The 19612-nt window shown below is 62.2% G+C and carries 21 protein-coding genes; 13 read left to right on the top strand and 8 right to left on the bottom strand.

Annotated features, from left to right (window positions below; translation table 11 throughout):
- Positions 1–17: 17 nt before the first annotated feature.
- Positions 18–788 carry a transporter substrate-binding domain-containing protein gene (locus CWC48_RS02805; RefSeq protein ID WP_099494380.1) on the bottom strand — a complete coding sequence of 257 codons (771 nt, stop codon included), beginning with the start codon at positions 786–788 and terminating at the stop codon, positions 18–20.
- A 343-nt stretch (positions 789–1131) separates the two neighbouring features.
- Here CWC48_RS02805 and CWC48_RS02795 point away from each other — a divergent pair, with 343 nt between their 5' ends.
- The 6 genes from CWC48_RS02795 to CWC48_RS02770 all read left to right on the top strand — a co-directional run bounded on the left by CWC48_RS02795 (position 1132) and on the right by CWC48_RS02770 (position 8958).
- Complete coding sequence (locus CWC48_RS02795) at positions 1132–2502, top strand: glutamine synthetase family protein (RefSeq protein WP_078047394.1); 1371 nt, start codon at positions 1132–1134, stop codon at positions 2500–2502.
- Between the two features lie 101 nt (positions 2503–2603).
- Positions 2604–3203, top strand: a complete 600-nt coding sequence (locus CWC48_RS02790; protein ID WP_100491295.1) for a class I SAM-dependent methyltransferase — start codon at positions 2604–2606, stop codon at positions 3201–3203.
- A 122-nt stretch (positions 3204–3325) separates the two neighbouring features.
- The gene (rnd, locus tag CWC48_RS02785) at positions 3326–4459 is read left to right on the top strand and encodes a ribonuclease D (RefSeq protein WP_078047396.1); all 1134 of its coding nucleotides are present in this window, start codon (positions 3326–3328) and stop codon (positions 4457–4459) included.
- Positions 4456–4749: a YcgL domain-containing protein gene (locus tag CWC48_RS02780; RefSeq protein ID WP_003189597.1), complete on the top strand. Its 294-nt coding sequence runs from the start codon at positions 4456–4458 to the stop codon at positions 4747–4749. The genes rnd and CWC48_RS02780 overlap by 4 nt, the downstream gene beginning before the upstream one ends.
- Positions 4750–4856: 107 nt before the next feature.
- On the top strand, positions 4857–5789 hold the full coding sequence (locus tag CWC48_RS02775; protein ID WP_078047397.1) for a D-2-hydroxyacid dehydrogenase: 933 nt from the start codon (positions 4857–4859) through the stop codon (positions 5787–5789).
- Positions 5790–5967: 178 nt separating this feature from the next.
- Positions 5968–8958 (top strand): hypothetical protein, encoded by a 2991-nt coding sequence (locus CWC48_RS02770; RefSeq protein ID WP_100491294.1) that lies wholly within the window; start codon positions 5968–5970, stop codon positions 8956–8958.
- Positions 8959–8998: 40 nt separating this feature from the next.
- Here the strand turns inward: CWC48_RS02770 and CWC48_RS02765 are convergent, their stop codons facing one another.
- Positions 8999–9583 (bottom strand): nitroreductase family protein, encoded by a 585-nt coding sequence (locus tag CWC48_RS02765; protein ID WP_078047400.1) that lies wholly within the window; start codon positions 9581–9583, stop codon positions 8999–9001.
- Positions 9584–9736: 153 nt separating this feature from the next.
- On the opposite strand from CWC48_RS02765, the gene CWC48_RS02760 reads away from it, so the two are divergent.
- On the top strand, positions 9737–10186 hold the full coding sequence (locus CWC48_RS02760) for a YcgN family cysteine cluster protein (RefSeq protein ID WP_003172524.1): 450 nt from the start codon (positions 9737–9739) through the stop codon (positions 10184–10186).
- 13 nt (positions 10187–10199) lie between these two features.
- Entirely contained in the window at positions 10200–11420 is a 1221-nt protein-coding gene (locus CWC48_RS02755; protein WP_100491293.1) for a hypothetical protein, read from the top strand.
- Positions 11421–11527: 107 nt separating this feature from the next.
- On the opposite strand, the gene CWC48_RS02750 is transcribed toward CWC48_RS02755, so the two are convergent.
- The 3 genes from CWC48_RS02750 to CWC48_RS02740 form a co-directional block, all read right to left on the bottom strand.
- Entirely contained in the window at positions 11528–11878 is a 351-nt protein-coding gene (locus tag CWC48_RS02750) for a DUF2892 domain-containing protein (protein ID WP_100491292.1), read from the bottom strand.
- Between the two features lie 68 nt (positions 11879–11946).
- Positions 11947–12414: an RNA methyltransferase gene (locus CWC48_RS02745; protein WP_003189607.1), complete on the bottom strand. Its 468-nt coding sequence runs from the start codon at positions 12412–12414 to the stop codon at positions 11947–11949.
- Between the two features lie 166 nt (positions 12415–12580).
- Complete coding sequence (locus CWC48_RS02740) at positions 12581–12955, bottom strand: YajD family HNH nuclease (RefSeq protein WP_025858458.1); 375 nt, start codon at positions 12953–12955, stop codon at positions 12581–12583.
- Between the two features lie 98 nt (positions 12956–13053).
- On the opposite strand from CWC48_RS02740, the gene CWC48_RS02735 reads away from it, so the two are divergent.
- A complete protein-coding gene (locus CWC48_RS02735; RefSeq protein WP_100491291.1) occupies positions 13054–13974 on the top strand; it encodes a ParB/Srx family N-terminal domain-containing protein in 921 nt (306 codons plus the stop codon).
- Positions 13975–13978: 4 nt separating this feature from the next.
- On the opposite strand, the gene CWC48_RS02730 is transcribed toward CWC48_RS02735, so the two are convergent.
- On the bottom strand, positions 13979–14659 hold the full coding sequence (locus CWC48_RS02730; RefSeq protein ID WP_078047403.1) for a spermidine synthase: 681 nt from the start codon (positions 14657–14659) through the stop codon (positions 13979–13981).
- 78 nt (positions 14660–14737) lie between these two features.
- Between CWC48_RS02730 and CWC48_RS02725 the strand changes: the two genes are divergently transcribed.
- Positions 14738–15016: a hypothetical protein gene (locus CWC48_RS02725; RefSeq protein WP_078047404.1), complete on the top strand. Its 279-nt coding sequence runs from the start codon at positions 14738–14740 to the stop codon at positions 15014–15016.
- On the opposite strand, the gene CWC48_RS02720 is transcribed toward CWC48_RS02725, so the two are convergent.
- Complete coding sequence (locus CWC48_RS02720; protein WP_078047405.1) at positions 15013–15486, bottom strand: cyclic nucleotide-binding domain-containing protein; 474 nt, start codon at positions 15484–15486, stop codon at positions 15013–15015. The two genes, CWC48_RS02725 and CWC48_RS02720, sit on opposite strands and share 4 nt — an antisense overlap.
- Before the next feature lie 70 nt (positions 15487–15556).
- Positions 15557–17599, bottom strand: coding sequence for a S9 family peptidase (locus tag CWC48_RS02715; protein ID WP_099494387.1), 2043 nt, complete (start codon positions 17597–17599; stop codon positions 15557–15559).
- Between the two features lie 24 nt (positions 17600–17623).
- On the opposite strand from CWC48_RS02715, the gene CWC48_RS02710 reads away from it, so the two are divergent.
- Genes CWC48_RS02710 through CWC48_RS02700 form a run of 3 tightly spaced genes read left to right on the top strand, consistent with a single transcriptional unit; the run spans position 17624 to position 19521 of the window.
- Entirely contained in the window at positions 17624–18160 is a 537-nt protein-coding gene (locus CWC48_RS02710) for an MFS transporter (protein ID WP_078047407.1), read from the top strand.
- Between the two features lie 30 nt (positions 18161–18190).
- On the top strand, positions 18191–18967 hold the full coding sequence (locus CWC48_RS02705; RefSeq protein ID WP_100491290.1) for a class II glutamine amidotransferase: 777 nt from the start codon (positions 18191–18193) through the stop codon (positions 18965–18967).
- A gap of 11 nt (positions 18968–18978) precedes the next feature.
- Entirely contained in the window at positions 18979–19521 is a 543-nt protein-coding gene (locus CWC48_RS02700) for a DUF2937 family protein (RefSeq protein WP_032888750.1), read from the top strand.
- Positions 19522–19612: the final 91 nt, after the last annotated feature.

The following is a 19612-nucleotide window of genomic DNA, read 5'->3' as shown; positions in this document are numbered from 1 at the left end:
GCGTAGACGGCCTTGGCTCAAGGCGCCGCCAGCCATTGGTTGACGATGCCGTCATACACCCCGGTGGCGACGCTCAGGTGCAACCATTGATCGACATAGCTCTTCCAGGCCACGTCATCACGCGGCAGCAAAAAGGCTTTTTCGCTGTACTGCATCTGCCGCTCCGGGTTGACCGCACACAGCCCGGGCTTGAGCTTCTGCTGGTAACGCGCTTCGCTGGCGTCGGTGATCATCACGTCGGCCTTGCCCGACAGCAGTTCGTCGAAGATGGTTACGTTGTCGTGCAAACGGATTTGCGCCTGGCCCAGGTGGGCGCGGGCGAATACTTCGTTGGTGCCGCCTGCCGGTTCGATCACCCGCACCTGGGGCTGGTTGATCTGCTCGACGGTCTGGTAACGCTTCACATCGTCGCACCGCACCAGTGGGATCTTGCCGTCGACGCCCAGGGACTGGCTGAAGAACGCCTTCTTCTGGCGTTCCAGGGACACCGAAATCCCGCCCACGGCGATGTCACAGCGCTGGGCCAGGAAGTCCGGCATCAGGGTTTTCCAGGTGGTGGGCACCCATTGGATGGTGGCGTTGAGGCTCTTGGCCAGGGACTCGGCCATGGCAATGTCGATGCCTTCATAGCGGCCGTCGGCGCGCAAGGCGGTGTAGGGCTTGTAGTCGCCGGTGGTGCAGACCGTGAGCGTGCCGCGCTTGAGCACCTCGTCCAGGCGCGAAGGGGCGGTGTCGGCCAGGGCGCTGGTTGCCAGGCCGAGTACACACAGGGCGAAAGGAACTTTCATGCGGTCGAGTCCTTGGGGCATGGGCTGGGCGCTCATTATTTCCAGCACTGGGCCAGGTGGCAAGGCGCGGTGAATGTTTAGCCAGGTTGCAACCAAACTCCGTCAACCCTGAATTTAACCACCTATGCAGGCGTGTGACGCTGGCGTTTATCTCTAGCACTGTGATTACCGCATGGACGGCTCCTCCGACACCCACCCCGCGACACTGCCGTCCGATCTCGCGTTCTGGGCCCTGTTCCACTGCCGACACGCACGCCCACCAGACACCTCATTCCTACGTTGATCCATCCCCAGGATGGCGCGCACCTGTGCGCCTGCCCGACACATACGTATGAGAATGCCCATGAGTGTTTTTGCCTGCCTGCACGAAGCCCAGTCTTTTCTCGAACAGCATCCGGACATCGAGATGTTCGAGCTGTTTATCCTCGACAATAACGGCGTACCACGCGGCAAGTTGCTGCACCGCGATGAACTGCTGGCGGTGTATGCAAGCGGCCGCCCCTTGCCCAGTACTATCCTGGGGCTGACCATCAACGGCGACGACGTGGAAAACTCGGGTCTGGTCTGGGAGGTGGGTGACATCGACTGCCGCGCTTACCCGATCAGCGGCAGTTTGCAACGCATGCCGTGGCGGTTGATCCCTACCGCTGCGGTGCAAGTCAGCATGCACCCCACCGAAGGCTTGCCCGCCACTGTGGCCGACCCCCGGCATTTGCTCGCCAAGGTGATCGATGGCCTCAAGGCCGACGGTTATTACCCGGTGATGGCGGCAGAGCTGGAGTTCTACCTGCTCGACCAGAAGCCCGACGGCAATGGCCGCCCGCAACCGGCGCGCGATGTGGATGGCGGGCGCCCACGCTCGACCCAGGTCTACGGCCTGCGTGAGCTGGAGCAGATCGAACCCTTCCTTGCCGACCTCTACAGCGCCTGCAAACTGCAGGGCATTCCTGCGCGCACGGCGATTTCCGAATACGCGCCGGGCCAAGTGGAAATCACCCTGGAGCATCGCACCGACGCTCTGCAAGCCATGGACGAAGCCGTGCGCTACAAGCGGCTGGTCAAGGGCGTGGCGCATAAACACGGGATGACCGCCTGCTTCATGGCCAAGCCGTTCGACGACTTGGCGGGCACCGGCATGCACATGCACGTGAGCCTGGCGGATGCCGAGGGCAATAACCTGTTCGCCAGCGAGGCCACCGACGGCACGCCGCTGCTGCGCCAGGCGGTGGGCGGCATGCTCAGCACCTTGCTCGACTCGCTGCTGCTGTTCTGCCCCAACGCCAACTCCTACCGTCGGTTCCAGACCAACAGCTACGCACCCCTGGCCGCCACCTGGGGGGTGGACAACCGCACCGTCAGCTTGCGCGTGCCGGGCGGTCCGGCCAACTCCCGGCATATCGAACACCGTATCTGCGGCGCCGACGCCAATCCTTACCTGGCCGCCGCTGCGATCCTGGCCGGTATCCATCGCGGCATCCGTGAACAACGCGACCCCGGCGCTCCGGTTGAAGGCAATGGCTATGCCCAGGCCAAGGAGTTGCTGCCTACCGACTGGTTGACCACCCTGCGTGCCCTGGAAGGGTCGAGTTGGGCGCGGGACGCGTTCGGCAGTGAATTCCTGGGTGTGTACCTGGCCGTCAAGCGCGCCGAATACCGCCAGTTCATGGGCGAAGTGGGCGAGCAGGATTGGCGCTGGTATCTGCACCAGGCGTGATCGGGGCTACGGCAGTGACGGCTTCGACCTTTTTTTGACATTGCAGTGGTTAAGCTGCGAATCAAGGTCGTTCACTACCGTTCAACTCACCTGAGCCCGCGATGTCGCCACAACCACCTTCTTCTATCGAGATCGAATACGCCGAGCGCTGTGACCGCGAGCACGCCAGGGTGTGCGGTGATACGCGCCCGCCGGGGTTGCGCCGGCGCCTGGCGTCGTGGCGCGACGAATGGTTGGTGCGCCAGGCCCTGAAAGTGGCCGGCGAACCTGGGCTGGTATTGGACCTGGCGTGCGGCTCGGGACGTTTCTGGCCGGTGCTGGCCGAGCACGTCAACCGAGTGATCCTGGCCTCGGACAATTCCCAGGACATGCTCGACCACGCCCGCACCCACCACCCGGCGTCGTTGCTCAAGCGCGTCAAGACGTTTCAGGGTTCGGCGTTTTCCATTGGCTTGTCGGCGAATGCGGTGGACTGCATTTTCTGCCTGGAATTGTTTCGCCATGTCCCCAGCAGCGAAGGGCGATTGGCCCTGTTGCGCGAGTTCCACCGGGTCAGCCGCGACACGGTGATTGTCTCCGTCAATGCGCGCACGGCCGTAGAAGACGAGTTCCGCGGGGCCGGCTTCAAGGTCCTGCACCATCAGGAGTTCATGCCAGGCTCAAGCCTGTGGCGGGTCTACGTGCTGCGTAAGAGAGGATAACTCCCGCCTGTCGGACTATTCTTCATCTCCTGTCTGAGTTTTCATGGTCGCCTGTGCACTGCGGATGCTCGCTAGCCCCTTTCGCGATATATACTGCGCGCCATTCTTCAAGGGAGAGCCGTGTGGCCATCGATATTCACTGGATCTGCGACAACGATAGCCTCGGCCAGCATTGCGCCGAATGGCAGCAGTTGCCATTCGTCGCCCTCGACACCGAATTCATGCGGGTCGACACCTTTTATCCCATTGCCGGGCTGATCCAGATCGGTGATGGCGTTCGCGCTTACCTGATCGACCCCCTGACCATCGACAACTGGCAACCCCTGGCCGCCTTGCTGGAAAACCCGGCGGTGATCAAGGTGGTGCACGCCTGCAGCGAAGACCTCGAAGTGTTGCTGCGCCTGACCGGCAGCCTGCCGGTGCCGTTGTTCGACACCCAATTGGCGGCGGCTTACCTAAACCTCGGTTTCTCCATGGGCTATTCGCGCCTGGTGCAAGCCGTGCTGGATATCGAACTGCCCAAGGGCGAGACCCGTTCGGACTGGCTGCAGCGGCCATTGTCCGAGACGCAGGTCAGCTACGCCGCCGAAGACGCGGTGCACCTGGCCGAGGTGTACATCCGCCTGCGCCCGCAGCTGTCGGATGACAAATACGCCTGGGTGCTGGAGGACGGCGCCGAATTGGTCGCCAACCTGCGCCGCGAAGTCGACCCTTACGAGGTGTATCGCGACGCCAAGCTGGCGTGGAAGCTGTCCCGCGCCCAGCTCGCCGTGCTGCGTGAACTGTGCGCCTGGCGCGAGCAACAAGCCCGTGCCCGGGACCTGCCGCGCAACCGCATCATTCGCGAACACTCATTGTGGCCCCTGGCCAAATCCCAGCCGGATAACCTCGCCGCGCTGGGCAAGATCGAAGACATGCACCCGCGTACCGTGCGTCAGGACGGCCAGTTCCTGCTGGACCTGATCAAGCGTGCCGGCAGCGTGCCCATGGACCAATGGCCGCCTGCCGTTGCCGAACCGTTGCCGGTGGATGCCGCCGCACTGATCAAGCAACTGCGCGCCCTTGGTCAAGCAGAGGCCGAACGCCTGGACATGGCGCCGGAACTGATGCTGCGCAAGAAAACCCTCGAAGCCCTGGTCAAAAGCGGCTATCCCGATGGGCCTTATAAATTGCCAGACTCGCTGCGTGGCTGGCGCCGCGAGTTGATGGGCCAGGCGCTGCTCGACAGCCTGGCCACTGCCGGAGAACAGCCTTGAAACGTATCTGCTCCATCTATCGCAGCAAGAAAAAAGACGGGATGTACCTTTACGTGCTGAAAAGCGACGCCCTGGAGCGCGTGCCGGAACCCTTGATGGAAGCCTTCGGCAAGGCCCATCACGCGTTTGACATGGTGCTGACGCCGGAGCGCAAGCTGTCCCGCGAGGACATCGCCGTGGTCCTGGAAAACCTCGACAAGCAGGGCTATCACCTGCAAATGCCACCGGCCGAGGACGAGTACATCGAACACTTGCCCGAAGAGCTGCTGCGCCGCAACGACCCGATGTGATCGATCCGTGCCCCGTCCGGGGCGCGTGCTTCAATGGAATCGTATAAGTGGGCGGTGGCCGTAAGGATGCGGGCGGCCGCCCGTACTGTTTTTGAAAGGTTTTAAGCATGCGTGTTCTGATTGCTGAACAGGATCACCCGCTCTACGCCCAACTGCTGGGCGAAGCGGCACCTGACCTTGAAGTGCTCACCAGCGGCGACTCGGCCGAACTGTCGCGCCTGGCCGCCGATTGCCCGGTATGGCTGGGTCAGCCGGACCTGTTGGCCACTTTGTTGCGTCAAGGCCATCAGCCGCAATGGCTGCAATCGACGTGGGCTGGCATCACGCCATTGCTGGCCGAAGGCCTACCCCGCGATTATCGCCTGACCCGGGCTGTTGGCATCTTTGGCCAGGTCATGGCCGAATTCGTGCTCACCTACATGCTCGGCCACGAACGTGAAGTGCTGGCGCGCCTGGTCAGCCAGGTCGAGCGCAAATGGGACAACCGCATGGGCCAGAGCCTGGCGGGGCGCAAGGCGCTGATCGTCGGTACTGGCGATATCGGCCAGAGCGTCGCCGAGTTCCTGCTGCCGTTCGGCGTGAAGCTCTACGGTATTGCCAGCGCTGCGCGCGAGCAGGCGCCGTTTATCGAAGTGGCCGGGCTCGACCAATTGGGCCGGCTGGTGGGGGAGGTGGACTATGTGATCAACCTGCTGCCCAACACGCCGAACACCCATGACCTGTACGACGCGGCGCTGTTCAAGCAATTCAAGCCGACCGGGTTGTTCATCAACGTCGGGCGCGGAGTGGCGGTGGTGGATGCGGACTTGGTCGAGGCCCTGAAAGAAGGGCATCTGGCCGGCGCGGTGATTGATGTGTGCCGCCAGGAACCGCTGCCACAGCGTCATCCGTTCTGGACAGCCTGGGGGCTGCTGCTCACCGGCCACAGTTCGGCGCCGACTTCGCCTGAATTGATGGTGGCGCTGTTTGTGCAAAACCTGCGGGCGTATCAGGCCAAGCAAGCGCTGCGCGGCGAAGTGGATTTCGAACGCGGTTACTGATCACGTTTCACCGTCCTGCTGGAACCGTTTTGCCAGGTTCCGGCACCAAGAGTGACCTCTTGGCCACGGACTGGTGAAATCCATGATCGTCCTCAATGCTTCCCGCGCTTCTGTCCCATTCATTCAAACGGGGAAGGCGCAAAGCCCTGCCCCAACAGTCTCCAGACCCACTGAAAGCGTGCGGGCCAGTCCCGCAGCCGCGCCGGCACTGGGCAATTTCGGCGGCGCGCTCTCTTGGCCGATTCCGCTGACGGCGCCGCAACGGCAAGCCATCCTCGAGGTGATGCCGGACAGTCGCAAGGGCGTGTTGGGGTATTTGCTCAGCGGCAGTGCGGTGACCAACGCCGACCTGCAAGACCCGGCACTCGCCTTGCAAAAGCTGCTGGCTTCCCCCAAGGCCCAGGCACTGGGACGGGTCATCCAGGACGAACTCGGTGGTTTGCCGACTGACACAAGCCTGCATGATTACGTGATGGCCGCCCTCCAGCTCGGGCTGGCTCCGCAGCTTGGGCAAGCCAGCCCGATCGGCGGCTTTGACCTTGGGCAGAGCGCGCACTGGGGCATGCCGGCGTCCGTGGTGGTTAAGGGCTTGGAGCGCCATCTGGTCGAGCAGGGGCGGGCGACGTCTCAAACCGCTACGCTGGCGGCGCACCTGCTGCTGGCGTCGACGGCGCCCGAGTTTCTGGTCAAGGACATTCCTGCCACTGTCACGTATGGAAGCCTTACCTGGGCCCAACTGGCAATGGCGGTCGCCAAGGTCGAAGCGGATTCGCCAGGGGCTGCGCGCTCAATGAGCTACGCCGAAGTGCTGGCGAAGTCGGGGCAAATAAGTGCTGACGGTCTGGATATCCAGCCCATGCAGCGTAAGGCCTTGACCGACTGGGCCGTGGCCAACGATGTGCTCGATGCCGCATCGCCCTTGACTGACAGTGACCTGGAGCGCGCACGCACGGCCTATAACAGTCAATTGAGCGCGTTGATGAACGCCAGCGCCGCCGTGCAGGTCGAGGTTCCCAGCCGTCGGGAAATGGCCTTGGCCAGACTCAAGGAGTGTTTTCCAGGCGTGGATCCGAGTGTGTTCGAGATCCGCGCTATCCAGAAAGCCTGGCTCAGGCCAGGACGCCCCGGGCTTTTTCCGGGGATGCGTTCAATGCTCGATATTGTAATGGAGGGGGCCGTACTGGGGTCGCAGGAACATTGGTTGTCCAACGACGCCCGAATCCCCGTCACGCGTTTCTGTGAGCTGTATGAAGGCGGCGCCTTCAAGGTGGCCGAGGCCTTCAAGCGTCAGTACGACCAGGCCATTCAATCGCTGGAGCAGGGGCACAAAGGCCTGGCCAGCTACCTTATTTCCACATTGCCACTGAAGGACAGGAACAACTTCAAGCATGGCAAGCTGGAGTTCTTCCACACCAATCAATACACCATGGCCACGGATTTCCTGACCCCGCTTACCCTCAAGACGCGTGGGCATACCCTGCAGGTCAAGACCACGCGTGATGGGGAGGTCAACGTCTATGAGCTGGATACCCGCAGCGGCAAGATCGAGAAACAGAACTACCTGAGGGATCACTATGCGCAGCCATACACCGCCAAGAACATGGAGACCCGGAACGCGAACCTGGTCAGTAAGACCGTGCTCTTGGGCACGATCAATGAGGGGCAGGGGGCGGGTGGCGACCGCTTCGACGCCATTGGCGATGTGTTCGCCCGTTCCCTGGACTTGAAAAATAAGGACTTGTTGACGTACGCCAGGGGCATCACCTCCTACGATGAGGCGCGGGATGTCGTCCACGCCATCGGTGAGTTCTTCTTGAACCTGATCCCGTTCAGGTCCGCCATCGTCAACTTCATCAAGGGCAATTATGGCGAGGGGGCGGTGGACCTGGCGCTGGATGTGGTGGGTTTGTTGAGCTTCGGTGCGGGCAAAGCCGCCCAGGCCGGCAAAGCCTTTTCCAAGGGGTTTACCAGCATTCGCGGGTTGGCCAATGCACTGCGCTTTGTCGGCCTGGCAGCCATTGAGGCCTTCAACCCGCTGGCGGGCCTCGGTGACTTGGCGCTTGGGAGCGCCTGGCTATTGAGCAAAGGCAGCCGCCTGGGAGTGCGGGCTGTCAATAAACTCCGCGGAGGCACCGCAAGCTATGACGTGCTGAAGGCTGCGAGCGCACAGCACGGTGTGGCGGCCACCGGCACCTTCAAGCTGGCCGGCCAGACGGTTGAAGGCGGCGCGGTGCTCAAGGACGGTAAGTGGTATAGCTTTGACGTGGACAGGATGCAGGCTTATGGCAACCCGCTGGAAGATTTTACCGCCAAGGCACGCGCGGTCGACGGTGTGCTGGCGACAGTGGAAGTGGCACCGGGTCGGGAGCTGAGCAACAAGCTGTTTCGCGAGTACAAAGTACCCAAATCCACTCTTGCCGGGCGCTCGCGCAACAGCCAGGGCGTGTATGTGGCGGCGGATGGTCACACGTCCCATATCCGGCATATCGACGACAGTGGCCGGGCGGCAGTCTATGAAGTCCGGGAAGTCACGCGCACCCCCGAGGGCGTGGTGCAGGCGCGCATCTACAGTGCCAATCGGCAGACTCCGCTGCTGGTTCAGCATGTGCAGGGTGACCAGTGGATACGCTTGGGGGCGATGGGGGGGAACCCGCCCAGCGTTGGCTCGGACCTTGGGCGGATGATCGGCGGTGGCTCCGAGAGCCGTCTTTACGAAAGCCTCGACGGCGTCCATGTCTACAAGGAGACGCGAACGTCGGGCCATCAAAAAGTGCCTGACTACTTCGAGCGGCAAGCGCAGTGCCTGAACGAGTATTACGGCGAAGGGTTTGCCGTGGCCCTGTTCGAAAACGGCCGCGGCTACCTGAAAATGAAAAAAATAGACGGGGTCTCGCTGGATGCCCTTGCACCGCGCAGTCTGCCGCCGCAGGCTAAAGCGGCACTCGATGAGATGTTGGCAGACCTGCTGAAGAAAGAGATGTTTCCCAACGATGTTCAGCTGTCCAACTTTATGTACTCGGCTAAAGAGAACAAGGTCTATCCGGTGGATTTCGACTTCCCGCCCCAGGATATCCTGCACTTTGATGACGCAACGTTTGCGATACACCGGGACGATTTCCTGCGTGACGCTGACAAGCTCAGGGCGCAGTTCCGTGGGTTGATCGCGTAGACGTTGCAACTGCCCCCTCGGGGGCAGCCTTAACGTGGTGCTACAGGCTGAAATCGCCTTCTGACACCAGCTCGCTCAGCGGCTTGCGCGGGCTGGGGGCTTCGCGACCTTGCAGGTATTCCGGCAAGCTCGACTTGTCCCCCAATTTGCCGATCGCCACGGCGGCATGCAGTGCATAACCTTCCGGGATTTTCAGCTCTTTGCGGGTCAGCTCCTGATCGAATCCGGCCATGCCGTGGGTGTGCCAGCCGCTGAGGCTAGCCTGCAGCGCCAGGTGGCCCCAGGCGGAACCGGTGTCGAAGGTGTGCCACAGGGCCGGGGTTTCTTCGGTGGCGCCGGGGGCGGTGAAGTCGGTTTTCGAGGCGATGATCACCAGGGCCGATGCATGCTGCGCCCAGTTACGGTTGAATTCATTCAGCAAACCCAGGAAACGCTCCCAGTCTGGCGTGTCGCGGCGCGCGTAGAGAAAACGCCACGGCTGCGAGTTGTAGGCGGAGGGTGCCCAGCGTGCGGCTTCGAAGAAGCTCAGCAGGGTGTCCTTGGAGATGCTCTCGCCGGTGAAGGCGCGAGGTGACCAGCGGTCGGTGAACTGGGTGTGGATCGGATAATCGGCAACACGGGTCATGAGCAGTTCCTGATCGTCAATTCGGCGCTCAAAACTACTGCGCGGCCACTAGACTGACAAGTGTTGTTACACCGCCAGTCGCTAGCGCTTGGTTCCAGGCGCCGTGGGCACTAGACTGGCGGCCTTTTCACCTACCGATACTGATGTAGAGCCATGGCCGCCAAAGTCGAACCCTTCTGGATACGCAAAACCCTTGAACACCTCGATCAGGAGGAGTGGGAGTCGTTGTGCGACGGCTGTGGCCTGTGCTGCCTGCAAAAGCTTGAGGACGAAGACGACAACAGCGTCTATTACACGCGTATCGCCTGCAAACTGCTCGACCTGAAAACCTGCCAGTGCACTGACTACCCCAACCGCCGTGCGTCGGTGCCGGATTGCATCCAGCTCACCCCAGGCCAGGCCGACCAGTTCAAATGGCTGCCACCGACTTGTGGCTACCGCCTGGTCAGCGAGCGCAAGGACCTGCCGTTGTGGCACCACCTGGTCTGTGGCGACCGTGATGCCGTGCACCATGAACGCATTTCCCAGTCCGGGCGCATGCTCAGCGAAGGCAGCGTGCCCGAGGATGACTGGGAGGATTACCTGATTTTTCGCGCGGGCTGAACAAGGAGTGGGTATGAGGGTGGGATTCAAGCTGGCGGCATCGGTCGTGCTGCTGGCGCTGAGCACGTCGGCCTGGTGCGCGAAGAAAGTCGACCTGGACTACCACGTCAAGCTCCTGCCCCAGAGCGATCAGGCCGAGGTGCGTGTGAGCCTGTCCCAGGGCTCGGTGGTACGCAGCCTCAACTTCGACCTCGGCCACGACGGTGACTACAGCGACTTCAAGGCCGACGGCCAGTGGAGCGTCAATGAGCACCGAGGCGTGTGGCAACCCAGCGCCAGCAAAGCCAGCCTCACCTACCGTGTGCGCCTTACCCATGCGCGCAAACCCGGTACTTTTGAGGCGCGGATGACGCCGAGCTGGGCGCTGTTTCGCGGCGAAGACCTGGTGCCGCCGGCGCGGCTCGACCAGCAGGACGGCATCGAGTTGGTCTCGCGCCTGGTGTTCGAGCTGCCGGCCGGCTGGAAAAGCGTCGAAACCGCCTGGCCGCGCATCGGCAAGCGCACATTCCGCATCGATAACGTTTCCCGCCTGTTCGACCGCCCCACCGGCTGGATGCTCGCCGGCAACCTCGGCAGCCGCCGCGTGCGCCTGGGCGAGACAGAAGTCACCGTGGCCTCGCCCAAAGGCCAGGCCATGCGCCGCATGGATGTGCTGACGTTGCTAACCTTTGTCTGGCCGCAGGTGGAGGCCGCTTTCCCGCGGCATCCGGCGAAACTGCTGGTGGTGGGCGCCAGTGATCCGATGCGCCGTGGCGCGTTCTCGGCGCGCGACTCGATCTACCTCAACAGCCGCACCCCACTGGTCAGCGAAAACGGCAGCAGCCCGTTGGTGCGGGAAGTGGTGCAGGCAATCGGGCGCTTCAATGACCACGACACCAGTGATTGGATCAGCGAAGGCCTGGCCGAGTACTACGGCATCGAACTGGTGCGCCGCGCCGGTGGCATCACCGATGAGCGGTATCAGGCGATACAGGCGCGGTTGACGAAGGAAGGCAAGGAGGTGACCAGCCTGCGCGGTGAGCACGTCAGTGGTGCGACGGTGTCACGGGCGGTGGTGATGCTGCAGGAACTGGATCGCGAGATTCGCGTGAAGACTCACAACAAGCGCTCCCTGGATGACCTCGCGCAAGCGGTAATGCGCGCCAACAGCATCACGACGGCGGAGTTCGTGCAGTTGGCAGAGAGCATCATTGGCGAGTCGTCGGTGGTGCTGGATAGCAAGCTGCTGCGTTGAACCCTTGCTCAACCTCCGCAATTCCTTGTAGGAGCCCGGCTTGCCGGCGATAGGGCCATCAAGGACGCCATCGCCGGTAAGCCGGGCTCCTACAGGTCGGGGTAATGTCAGCCGGTGGTTTTTACGGCTTTCTCAGCGGCCACTTCGGCCTTGGTCTTCAAGTTCTTCAATTCTTCCCCGGCCCGCTCGATCTTTGCGCGCACCGTGTTCATTTCCTGGCGGCCCTGTTCGAGCTTGTCCTTGAGCGTGCTGTGCCCGGTAAAACCTCGGGCCAGTGCCACGCCGCCGATCGCCACTTGGATCAAGCCGAAAATCCCACCTCGGCGCAGGCCTTTGCCGACCATCATCACGCCACCGGCCACCGAGCCGATGCGCTCCCAACCGTGGACGTTTTGCGTGGGCTGGGTCTGGAGCGGCGTGTGTTCGATGATAGGTCGCAAGGTTTTGCTGTCGCTCATGATCTGTCTCCAACGAGGGCTAGTGATAAATAGCTGACTGCCCGCAGGCGCCGGATGTTCCCTAAATCTCAGTACTTGGGACCCGAGCGGGTGTTGTTGCCCTTGGCCAGGCGGTCGTAGAGCACCACGTTGACGGTGGCGGCGAGGTTCATGCAGCCGGTGGTCGGGATGTACACCACATCCTCACACCAGTCGCGTATCTCCTTGTCGAGGGAGCCGTCTTCCGGGCCGAAAATGTACAGCGCGCGGTCGGGGTGGGTGTATTCCGGCAGGGGGCGGGCACCCTCTACCAGTTCCACGGCGACGGGGATGCAGCCCAGAGGCAGGATCTTTTTCAGGTCATCAATGCCGATCAGCGGAATGTCGTGGTGGACCTTCTTGGTGTCGGTGATGAAGTCCCGGGCGCGCTCGTAACGCACGCCGGTGTAGAACACCGAGGCCACGCCGTAGCAGCCGGCGGCGCGCATGACCGAGCCAACGTTTTCGGGGGATTTGGGGTTGTACAGGCCGATGCAGCTGTAGCGTTTATTGCCCACGGGGAAGGGTGCCTTGGAGAAAAGCGGCGATTATACGGGGATTAGGCAGGGTGCGGTGTTGTCTGGGATATCGCTATCGCGGGCAAGCCCGGCTCCCACAGGGGAATGCATTCCAATTGTGGGAGCTGGCTTGCCTGCGAAGAGGCCGGCACAGTCAGCGACGATTTCAGTCGTCCTTCTTCATCAACCCTGCCAACGCCGCAAACGGGTTATGCGTGGCCTTGGCAATCGTCGGGCTGCTGGTGGAACCTTCGCCGAAGTACTGCTGGTCGGTGTAGCGCGAGTGTTCGTTGTCGTGGCAGTACAGGCAGAGCAACTCCCAGTTGGAACCGTCCTGGGGATTGTCATCATGATTGTGGTTTCGGTGGTGTACGGTCAGTTCACTCAGGCGTTTGCCAGAGAACTCACGGGCGCAGCGGCCGCACACGTGGGGGTACATCTTCAAGGCTTTGTCGCGGTAGCCCATTTCCCGATCGCGCTGGGCATCGGCAAGGATGCGATCCAGCTTGGCGGTGTGGGAGGGCGGGTTGGTCGAGCTCATCATGGCTCCTGGCTGTTTGGTGGTTCACGGATAGGGTTGATTCTAGCCGCTCGCGATGTAAATAACCGCTTCACTTTATCGATAAGGATTTGAAACGCATGCGTCTGCATTCATGGACTGTTGCACTGTTGGTGTGTGGGCTCACGGCCCAAGCCCAGGCATTCTCTACACCACAACCCGGCCAGGTGATCGAGGTGGCCCTCGACCAATTGCACCCGACCCAGGCGGTGGTGGGTTTTGACCAGATTTACTACAGCCTCGGCCTGTTCGCTGACAAACCCGCCAAGGTCTTCGATGAATACTGCGAAACCAACGGCCAGGGCGAGGCCGACAAAGTGCCCAAGAGCGCGGACCTGCACAAGCCGGCGAGCTTCACCTGCAAGGACCCGGTGGGTACCCATCCCGACGACATGAAAACCGTGGTCGTCGGCCCCGGCGGCCAGTTGTACCTGACCGACGGTCACCACAGCTTCACCACCTTGTGGGAAGTGCCCGGCGGTGGGCCTCGCCTGAACATGTGGGTCAAGGTCACCGATGACTTCAGCAACAGCCCGACCATGGCCAACTTCTGGCAGCGCATGGAGGCCGCGCGCAAGGTCTGGCTCAAGGACAATCAAGGCCAGACCCTGCCGCCCGAGCAACTGCCGGCGCACCTGGGCTTCAAGAACCTGCAGGACGACTCTTTCCGCAGCCTGGTGTATTTCACCCGCAAGGCTGCGTATGGCAAGCCTGAGGCCGGGGAGATCGCGCCGGAGTTCCTGGAGTTCTACTGGGGCAACTGGCTGCGCACTCAAATTGATCTGGGCAAGTACAACCTGAACAAGAAAGGTGGCTACAAGGACGCCATTGAGGCCGTGGCCAAGCGCATGGTCAGCCTGGCGCCGGGCTCACAGGTCGGCGATAGCGGTTTTACCGCCCATCAACTGGGCGGCATGACCGAGCTCGACCGCAATGAGCTGGAAAAGACCTTCGACAAAAAAGTCCCGTATGTGATCGATTACCGCAATTCCCTGCGCTAACCGATCACACCTTCTGTGCAATCCAGATGGTGTGTCGGGTGCCCTTGTTGCCATGGGCAAACACCTGCACTTCCTCGGCCTTGAAACCGGCCTTGCGCAGTTTATCGCTGAACAGCTTGTCCGCGCTGGCCGACCACACGGCCAGCACGCCTTTAGGGCGCAGGGCCTTGGCGCAGGCGGCCAGGCCACCGGCGGAGTAGAGCCAGCTGTTGGCCCGTTGCGTCAGGCCTTCGGGGCCGTTGTCCACGTCCAGCATGATCGCGTCAAAGCCTTGGGGCTCGGCCTGTAGCACCTTGGCCACGTCTTCCTGGCGGATCACGGTACGCGGGTCCAGTAAGGGGCGGCCGGATTTTTCGCCTAGCGGGCCTCGGTTCCATTCCACGACGCCGGGCACCAGCTCGGCGACGACTACTTCGGCTGTCTTGCCCAAATGCTTGAGCGCCGAGGCCAGGGTAAAGCCCATGCCCAAGCCGCCAATCAACACCCGCGAACCGGGGCGGCCGGCGACTTTGCGGCAGGGGATCTCCGCCAGTGCGTCTTCGGAGCCGTGCATGCGCGTGTTCATCAACTGGCCGCCGTCACCGCCCTGGATCTTGATGACAAAATCTTCACCGTACTCGAACAGGCACAAGGCACCGCCGTTATCGGGGATCGGGGTGGTGTCGAGCAGAACGAAACGTTTCATGGAAATCTCATTGGGAAGGGCATTCTTGCGCGGTTGGGAGTAGCCTTGTGACATTCCGGTCAGGCCATGGAGCCATCGATGAAGTGCAGCATTCTAACGGTCATTGTGTTGAGCGCGCTCGCATTGGGTGCGGCGCAGGCTCAGGAGTTGCAAACCGTACCGGTCGCGCCCGCTCCAACGCCAGGCGCGCCGGGCACCCCGACGCCGACCTTGTACCCGCAAATCACCCCGCCCGCGGTGCCCAAGACCAATGGCTCGCCACCCCTGGCGCCCATCGTGTTGCCCTCGCCGCCAAAGGACCAGACCGTGCCTGGCCTGCTGCAAAACGACAGCAAGCCGAAGACGCCGGGCGGTTAGAACTGGTGGGACAGCAGTTGCCCGTCGGCCATGCGCAGGCGCTTGGACAGGGCAATCGCGATTGCGCGGATGATCTTGGCGGCCACCCTGGGAGCCTCGTTGAGCATCTTTTCCAGGGCATCCTTGCCCAGGTTCAGCAGCACGCAGTCGCTGGCCGCCACGCAGCTGGCCGAGCGCCGCTCGCCGTCCAGTACCGCCATTTCGCCAAAAGCCCGGCCACTGCGCAGGGTGGCGATGGTCAGGCGCTGGCCTTCATGGTTGGTTTTCTGCACTGCCACCTGGCCGCTGTGGATGATGCACATGAAGGTGCCGGCATCGCCCTCCAGGAAAATCACTTCGTCACGGGCAATGCTGCTGATATTGAAGTAGCCGGCGGCCACGTGAAAATCTTCCGGCAACAGCGGGTCGAACAGGCCGCAGTCCATGAGCATGTCGCGGATTTCGTTATTGAGAAGCGTCGGTTGTGACATGGCTGCAATCTTGGTCCATCAATCAGGTTGGGCGGTCCTGTGTTCAGACAGGAGCGCCCGGCTAAGTTCCTTAAACCAACCCCAGCGCCTTGAACACAAATGCATATTCGAGCGCTACGTCACGTAATCCCTGGTAACGACCGCTCATGCCGCCGTGGCCGGCGCCCAGTTCGGTCTTGAGCAACAGCAGGTTGTCGTCGGTCTTGGTGTCACGCAACTTGGCCACCCACTTGGCGGCTTCCCAGTACTGCACGCGGCTGTCGTTGTAGCCGGCGATCACCAGCATGTGCGGGTAGGCCTGGGCACTGACGTTCTCGTACGGTGCGTAGGCCTTGATGCGCTCGTACACCTCGGGCTCCTGCGGGTTGCCCCACTCGTCGTACTCGGTGATGGTCAACGGCAGTTCCGGGTCGAGCATGGTGTTGAGCACATCGACGAACGGCACTTCGGCAATCGCCGCCTGGAACAGCTCGGGGCGCTGGTTGAGTACCGCGCCGATCAACAGGCCGCCGGCACTGCCGCCGCTGATGGCCAGTTGCTTGGAAGTGGTCAGGCCTTGGGCGATCAGGTGTTCGGCGCAGGCGATAAAGTCGCTGAAGGTGTTCTGCTTGTGTTCCTGCTTGCCCGCGCGGTACCAGGCTTCGCCCAGTTCGCCACCGCCGCGCACATGCGCAATGGCGAAGGCCACGCCTCGGTCCAGCAGGCTCAGGCGTGCGTGGGAAAACCAGGGGTCCAGGCTCGAACCGTAGGCCCCGTAGCCGTACAGGTACAGCGGCGTTGGCTTGCCCAACTGATCGCGCCTGACCACCAGGCTGATCGGCACCTGGGTGCCGTCCGCCGAGGTGGCCCACAGGCGCTGGCTCACATAGTCATCGGCATTGAATACACCGAGCACCGGGGTTTCCTTGAGCACCTGTTGCGCACCGTTGGACAGCTCCAGCTGGCGGACCTGGGCCGGGCGGTTCAGGGCTTCATAGCGCAGGCGAATTTTGTCGCTGGCAAATTCCAGGCTGTTCTGGACGTAGAGGCTGTAGGCGGCGTCCGGCAATTCCACGCGATACGCCGACAGGCCTTCCGGGTGCACCTCGATCACCGGCAGGCCGCCGATGCGCAGGCTCAGGGTCATGGCGCTGGCATTCAGGCTCACGCCGTCGAGCATCACGTCGTCGCTGTGGGGGATCAGGTTCTGCCATTCATCCTCGGTTGGGATGTCGCCAATATCGGTGGCCACGAACAACGCGTAGTTGATGCCGTCGCGGTTGCTGCGGATAAACCAGGTCCACGCGCCATTCAACTGGCCATGGTCGACATCGTATTCATGGTCCTCGACCCGTGGCGCCAGGCAGGTGAACTCCAGGTGTGGCTGGTTGGCATCCAGCGCCCAGATTTCGCTGGTGGTCTTGCTGCCCAGTGACAGCAGCAGCTGGCGCTCGGAACTGGAACGGTAGCAATGCAGGAAGAATCGGCCGTCTGGCTCGTGGAACACTTCCTGCGCGGCTGTGCCGTCCAGGCGATAGCGATAGAGTTTGTGCGGGCGGTGGGTGTCGTCCAGTTCGCCGAAGAACAGGGTCAGGCTGTCGTTGGCCCAGGTCATGCTGCCGTCGCAGTCCTGGAACTCCAGTTCGCTGACTTTGCCGGTCGCGATTTCCTTCACGTACAGGGTGTAGATCTCTTCACCGCTGGTGTCGAGGCTGTAGGCCAGGCGCTGGTGATCGGGGCTGATGCTGAATGCACCGAGGGAAAAGAAACCGCCATTGGCCAGCACGTTCGGGTCCAGCAACAATTCTTCGCTGCTGTCATCCACTTGGTTGCTGTCGTCGGCCGGACGGCGGCAGCGGTAGTGGCGGGCGTACTCGTCACCGGCGGTGGTGCGGGTGTAGTACAGGTACGGGCCCCACGGCGAGGGCAGGGACAAATCGGTTTCGAGAATGCGGCCCTTGATCTCCTCGAACAGGCTTTCGCGCAGCGCCGCCTGGTCGGCGAGTTGGACGTCCTGCCAGGCGTTTTCGGCCTTGAGGTAGTCGAGCACCTCAGCGCTGTCACGCTCCTGCAGCCAGGCGTACGGGTCTGGGCCTGGGGCCTTGCGGGCGATCGGGGTGGTCGATGTAGGCATGGATTAATCTCTATCTGGCGGACGGTGGCAGCCATTGCAGCCGCGACACGCAAAAGCCGTTATCATAGCCGCCTGTTTGCCAACCTTGCCATGGACACCATGACCGAGAACGACTATCTGACCGCTTGGGGCCTTTACGCCTTCGCCGCTTTGGGCTGCCTGTTGGTGTGGTGGCGCATGACCCGCTGGATCTGGCGCTGGCTGCGCGAGCCGCTGCAACTGCTGATGGCGGTGCTGCTGTTCAGCCCGACCATCGTCGACCCGGTCAAGACCCAGTTCGCCCCGGCCGTGGCTATCACCGCCCTGGACCTGGTGCTCAAGGTCGGCAACAACGCCTGGCGGGCCATTTCCGATCTGTTCATGTACACCATGATCGCCTTTGGCGTGTACCTCGTGTTTGTGCTGATCCGCTGGCCCATCGAGCGCGCCGCCAACGCCCGGCGTGAGCGCAAGGCGGCTGCCGATGCAGCCCTGGCTGCCGAGCCGGATCAAGATGAAGACGACGTGCCTTTTCGCCGTCCTGCACCTGTGAGCGGTATGCGCGTAGAACCGCGCCTTTAACGTCGTCCGCCCTGCAGCGAGAGCCCTGGCATGTGTGAATTATTGGGCATGAGTGCCAACGTCCCCACCGACATCGTGTTCAGCTTTACCGGGCTGATGCAGCGCGGTGGGCGCACCGGCCCCCACCGTGACGGTTGGGGCATCGCCTTCTATGAAGGCCGTGGCCTGCGTCTGTTCCAGGACCCGGCCGCCAGCAGCGAATCGGAAGTCGCGCTGCTGGTGCAACGTTACCCGATCAAAAGTGAAGTGGTGATTGGCCATATCCGCCAAGCCAATGTCGGCAAGGTCAGCCTGGCCAACACCCACCCGTTCGTGCGCGAACTGTGGGGCCGCAACTGGTGCTTTGCGCACAACGGCCAGTTGGCGGACTTCAACCCCCGCGCCACCTTTTACCGCCCGGTGGGTGACACCGACAGCGAAGCGGCCTTCTGCGACCTGCTCAACCGCGTGCGCGAAGCGTTCCCTGAGCCGGTGGACATCGAAAAGGTGCTGCCCGACCTGACCGCCGCCTGTTCCGAATACCGCAGCAAAGGCGTGTTCAACTGCCTGCTCAGCGACGGCGACTGGCTATTTTGCTACTGCTCGACCAAATTGGCGCAAATCACTCGTCGCGCACCCTTCGGCCCTGCACGCTTGAAAGATGTCGACGTAATCGTCGATTTTCAGGCCGAAACCACGCCCAATGATGTGGTAACGGTGATTGCCACCGAACCTTTGACCGACAACGAAAACTGGACCCGCTACGAACCGGGCCAATGGAGCCTGTGGCGACGCGGTGAATGCGTCAGCCAGGGCATCACCGAGTAAGGATATCGCCCATGTTGCTCAGTTATCTGCGGTTGGTGCTGTTTGCCATTGGCCTGTTGGTCGGTGTGCAAGTGCCGGGCTTCATCAATGATTACGCCAAGCGTGTCGAAGCCCACCTGATCGAGGCCCAGACCGGCCTCAGCGGGTTTGAAACCACCGCACGGCAGTTCTTCAACGGCGATTTGAAGGCGTTGGTGGCGCATTACCGTGCCAGTGACGACCCGGTGTTCCAGAGCGACGCCAACAGCCTGGGCGCCATGCTTGATCGCCAGGTGGCGTTGGACAAGCAATTCCAGGCCATGCAAGGCCCGTGGTACATCCGCGCCCTGCAAGTAGCGGTGGCCGCCGACCCGGATATCCGCCAGGAAACCTGGAATGGCTACAGCTACCAGATCCTGCTGACGCCCGAGGCCATGGGCTGGGGCCTGGGCGGGGCGATGCTGCTGTCATTTGGCCTGGAGTGCCTGTTCCGCCTGATCGACTGGGTGGTGTTGGGCGGCAAGCGCCTGCGCCAGAGCCGGCCGATTGAAGAGCGCGACCTCAAAGGCCTCTAAAGACCGACGCGGTCAACTGTGGGAGCTGGCTTGCCTGCGATAGCTATTTATCAGTTAATGCATCAGTGACTGATACACCGCTATCGCAGGC

Source organism: Pseudomonas sp. S10E 269, from assembly GCF_002798465.1.
Classification (GTDB): Bacteria; Pseudomonadota; Gammaproteobacteria; order Pseudomonadales; family Pseudomonadaceae; genus Aquipseudomonas; species Aquipseudomonas pergaminensis.
The sequence above is the reverse complement of the archived record's forward strand: the minus strand, read 5'-3'. Positions and strand labels throughout refer to the sequence as shown.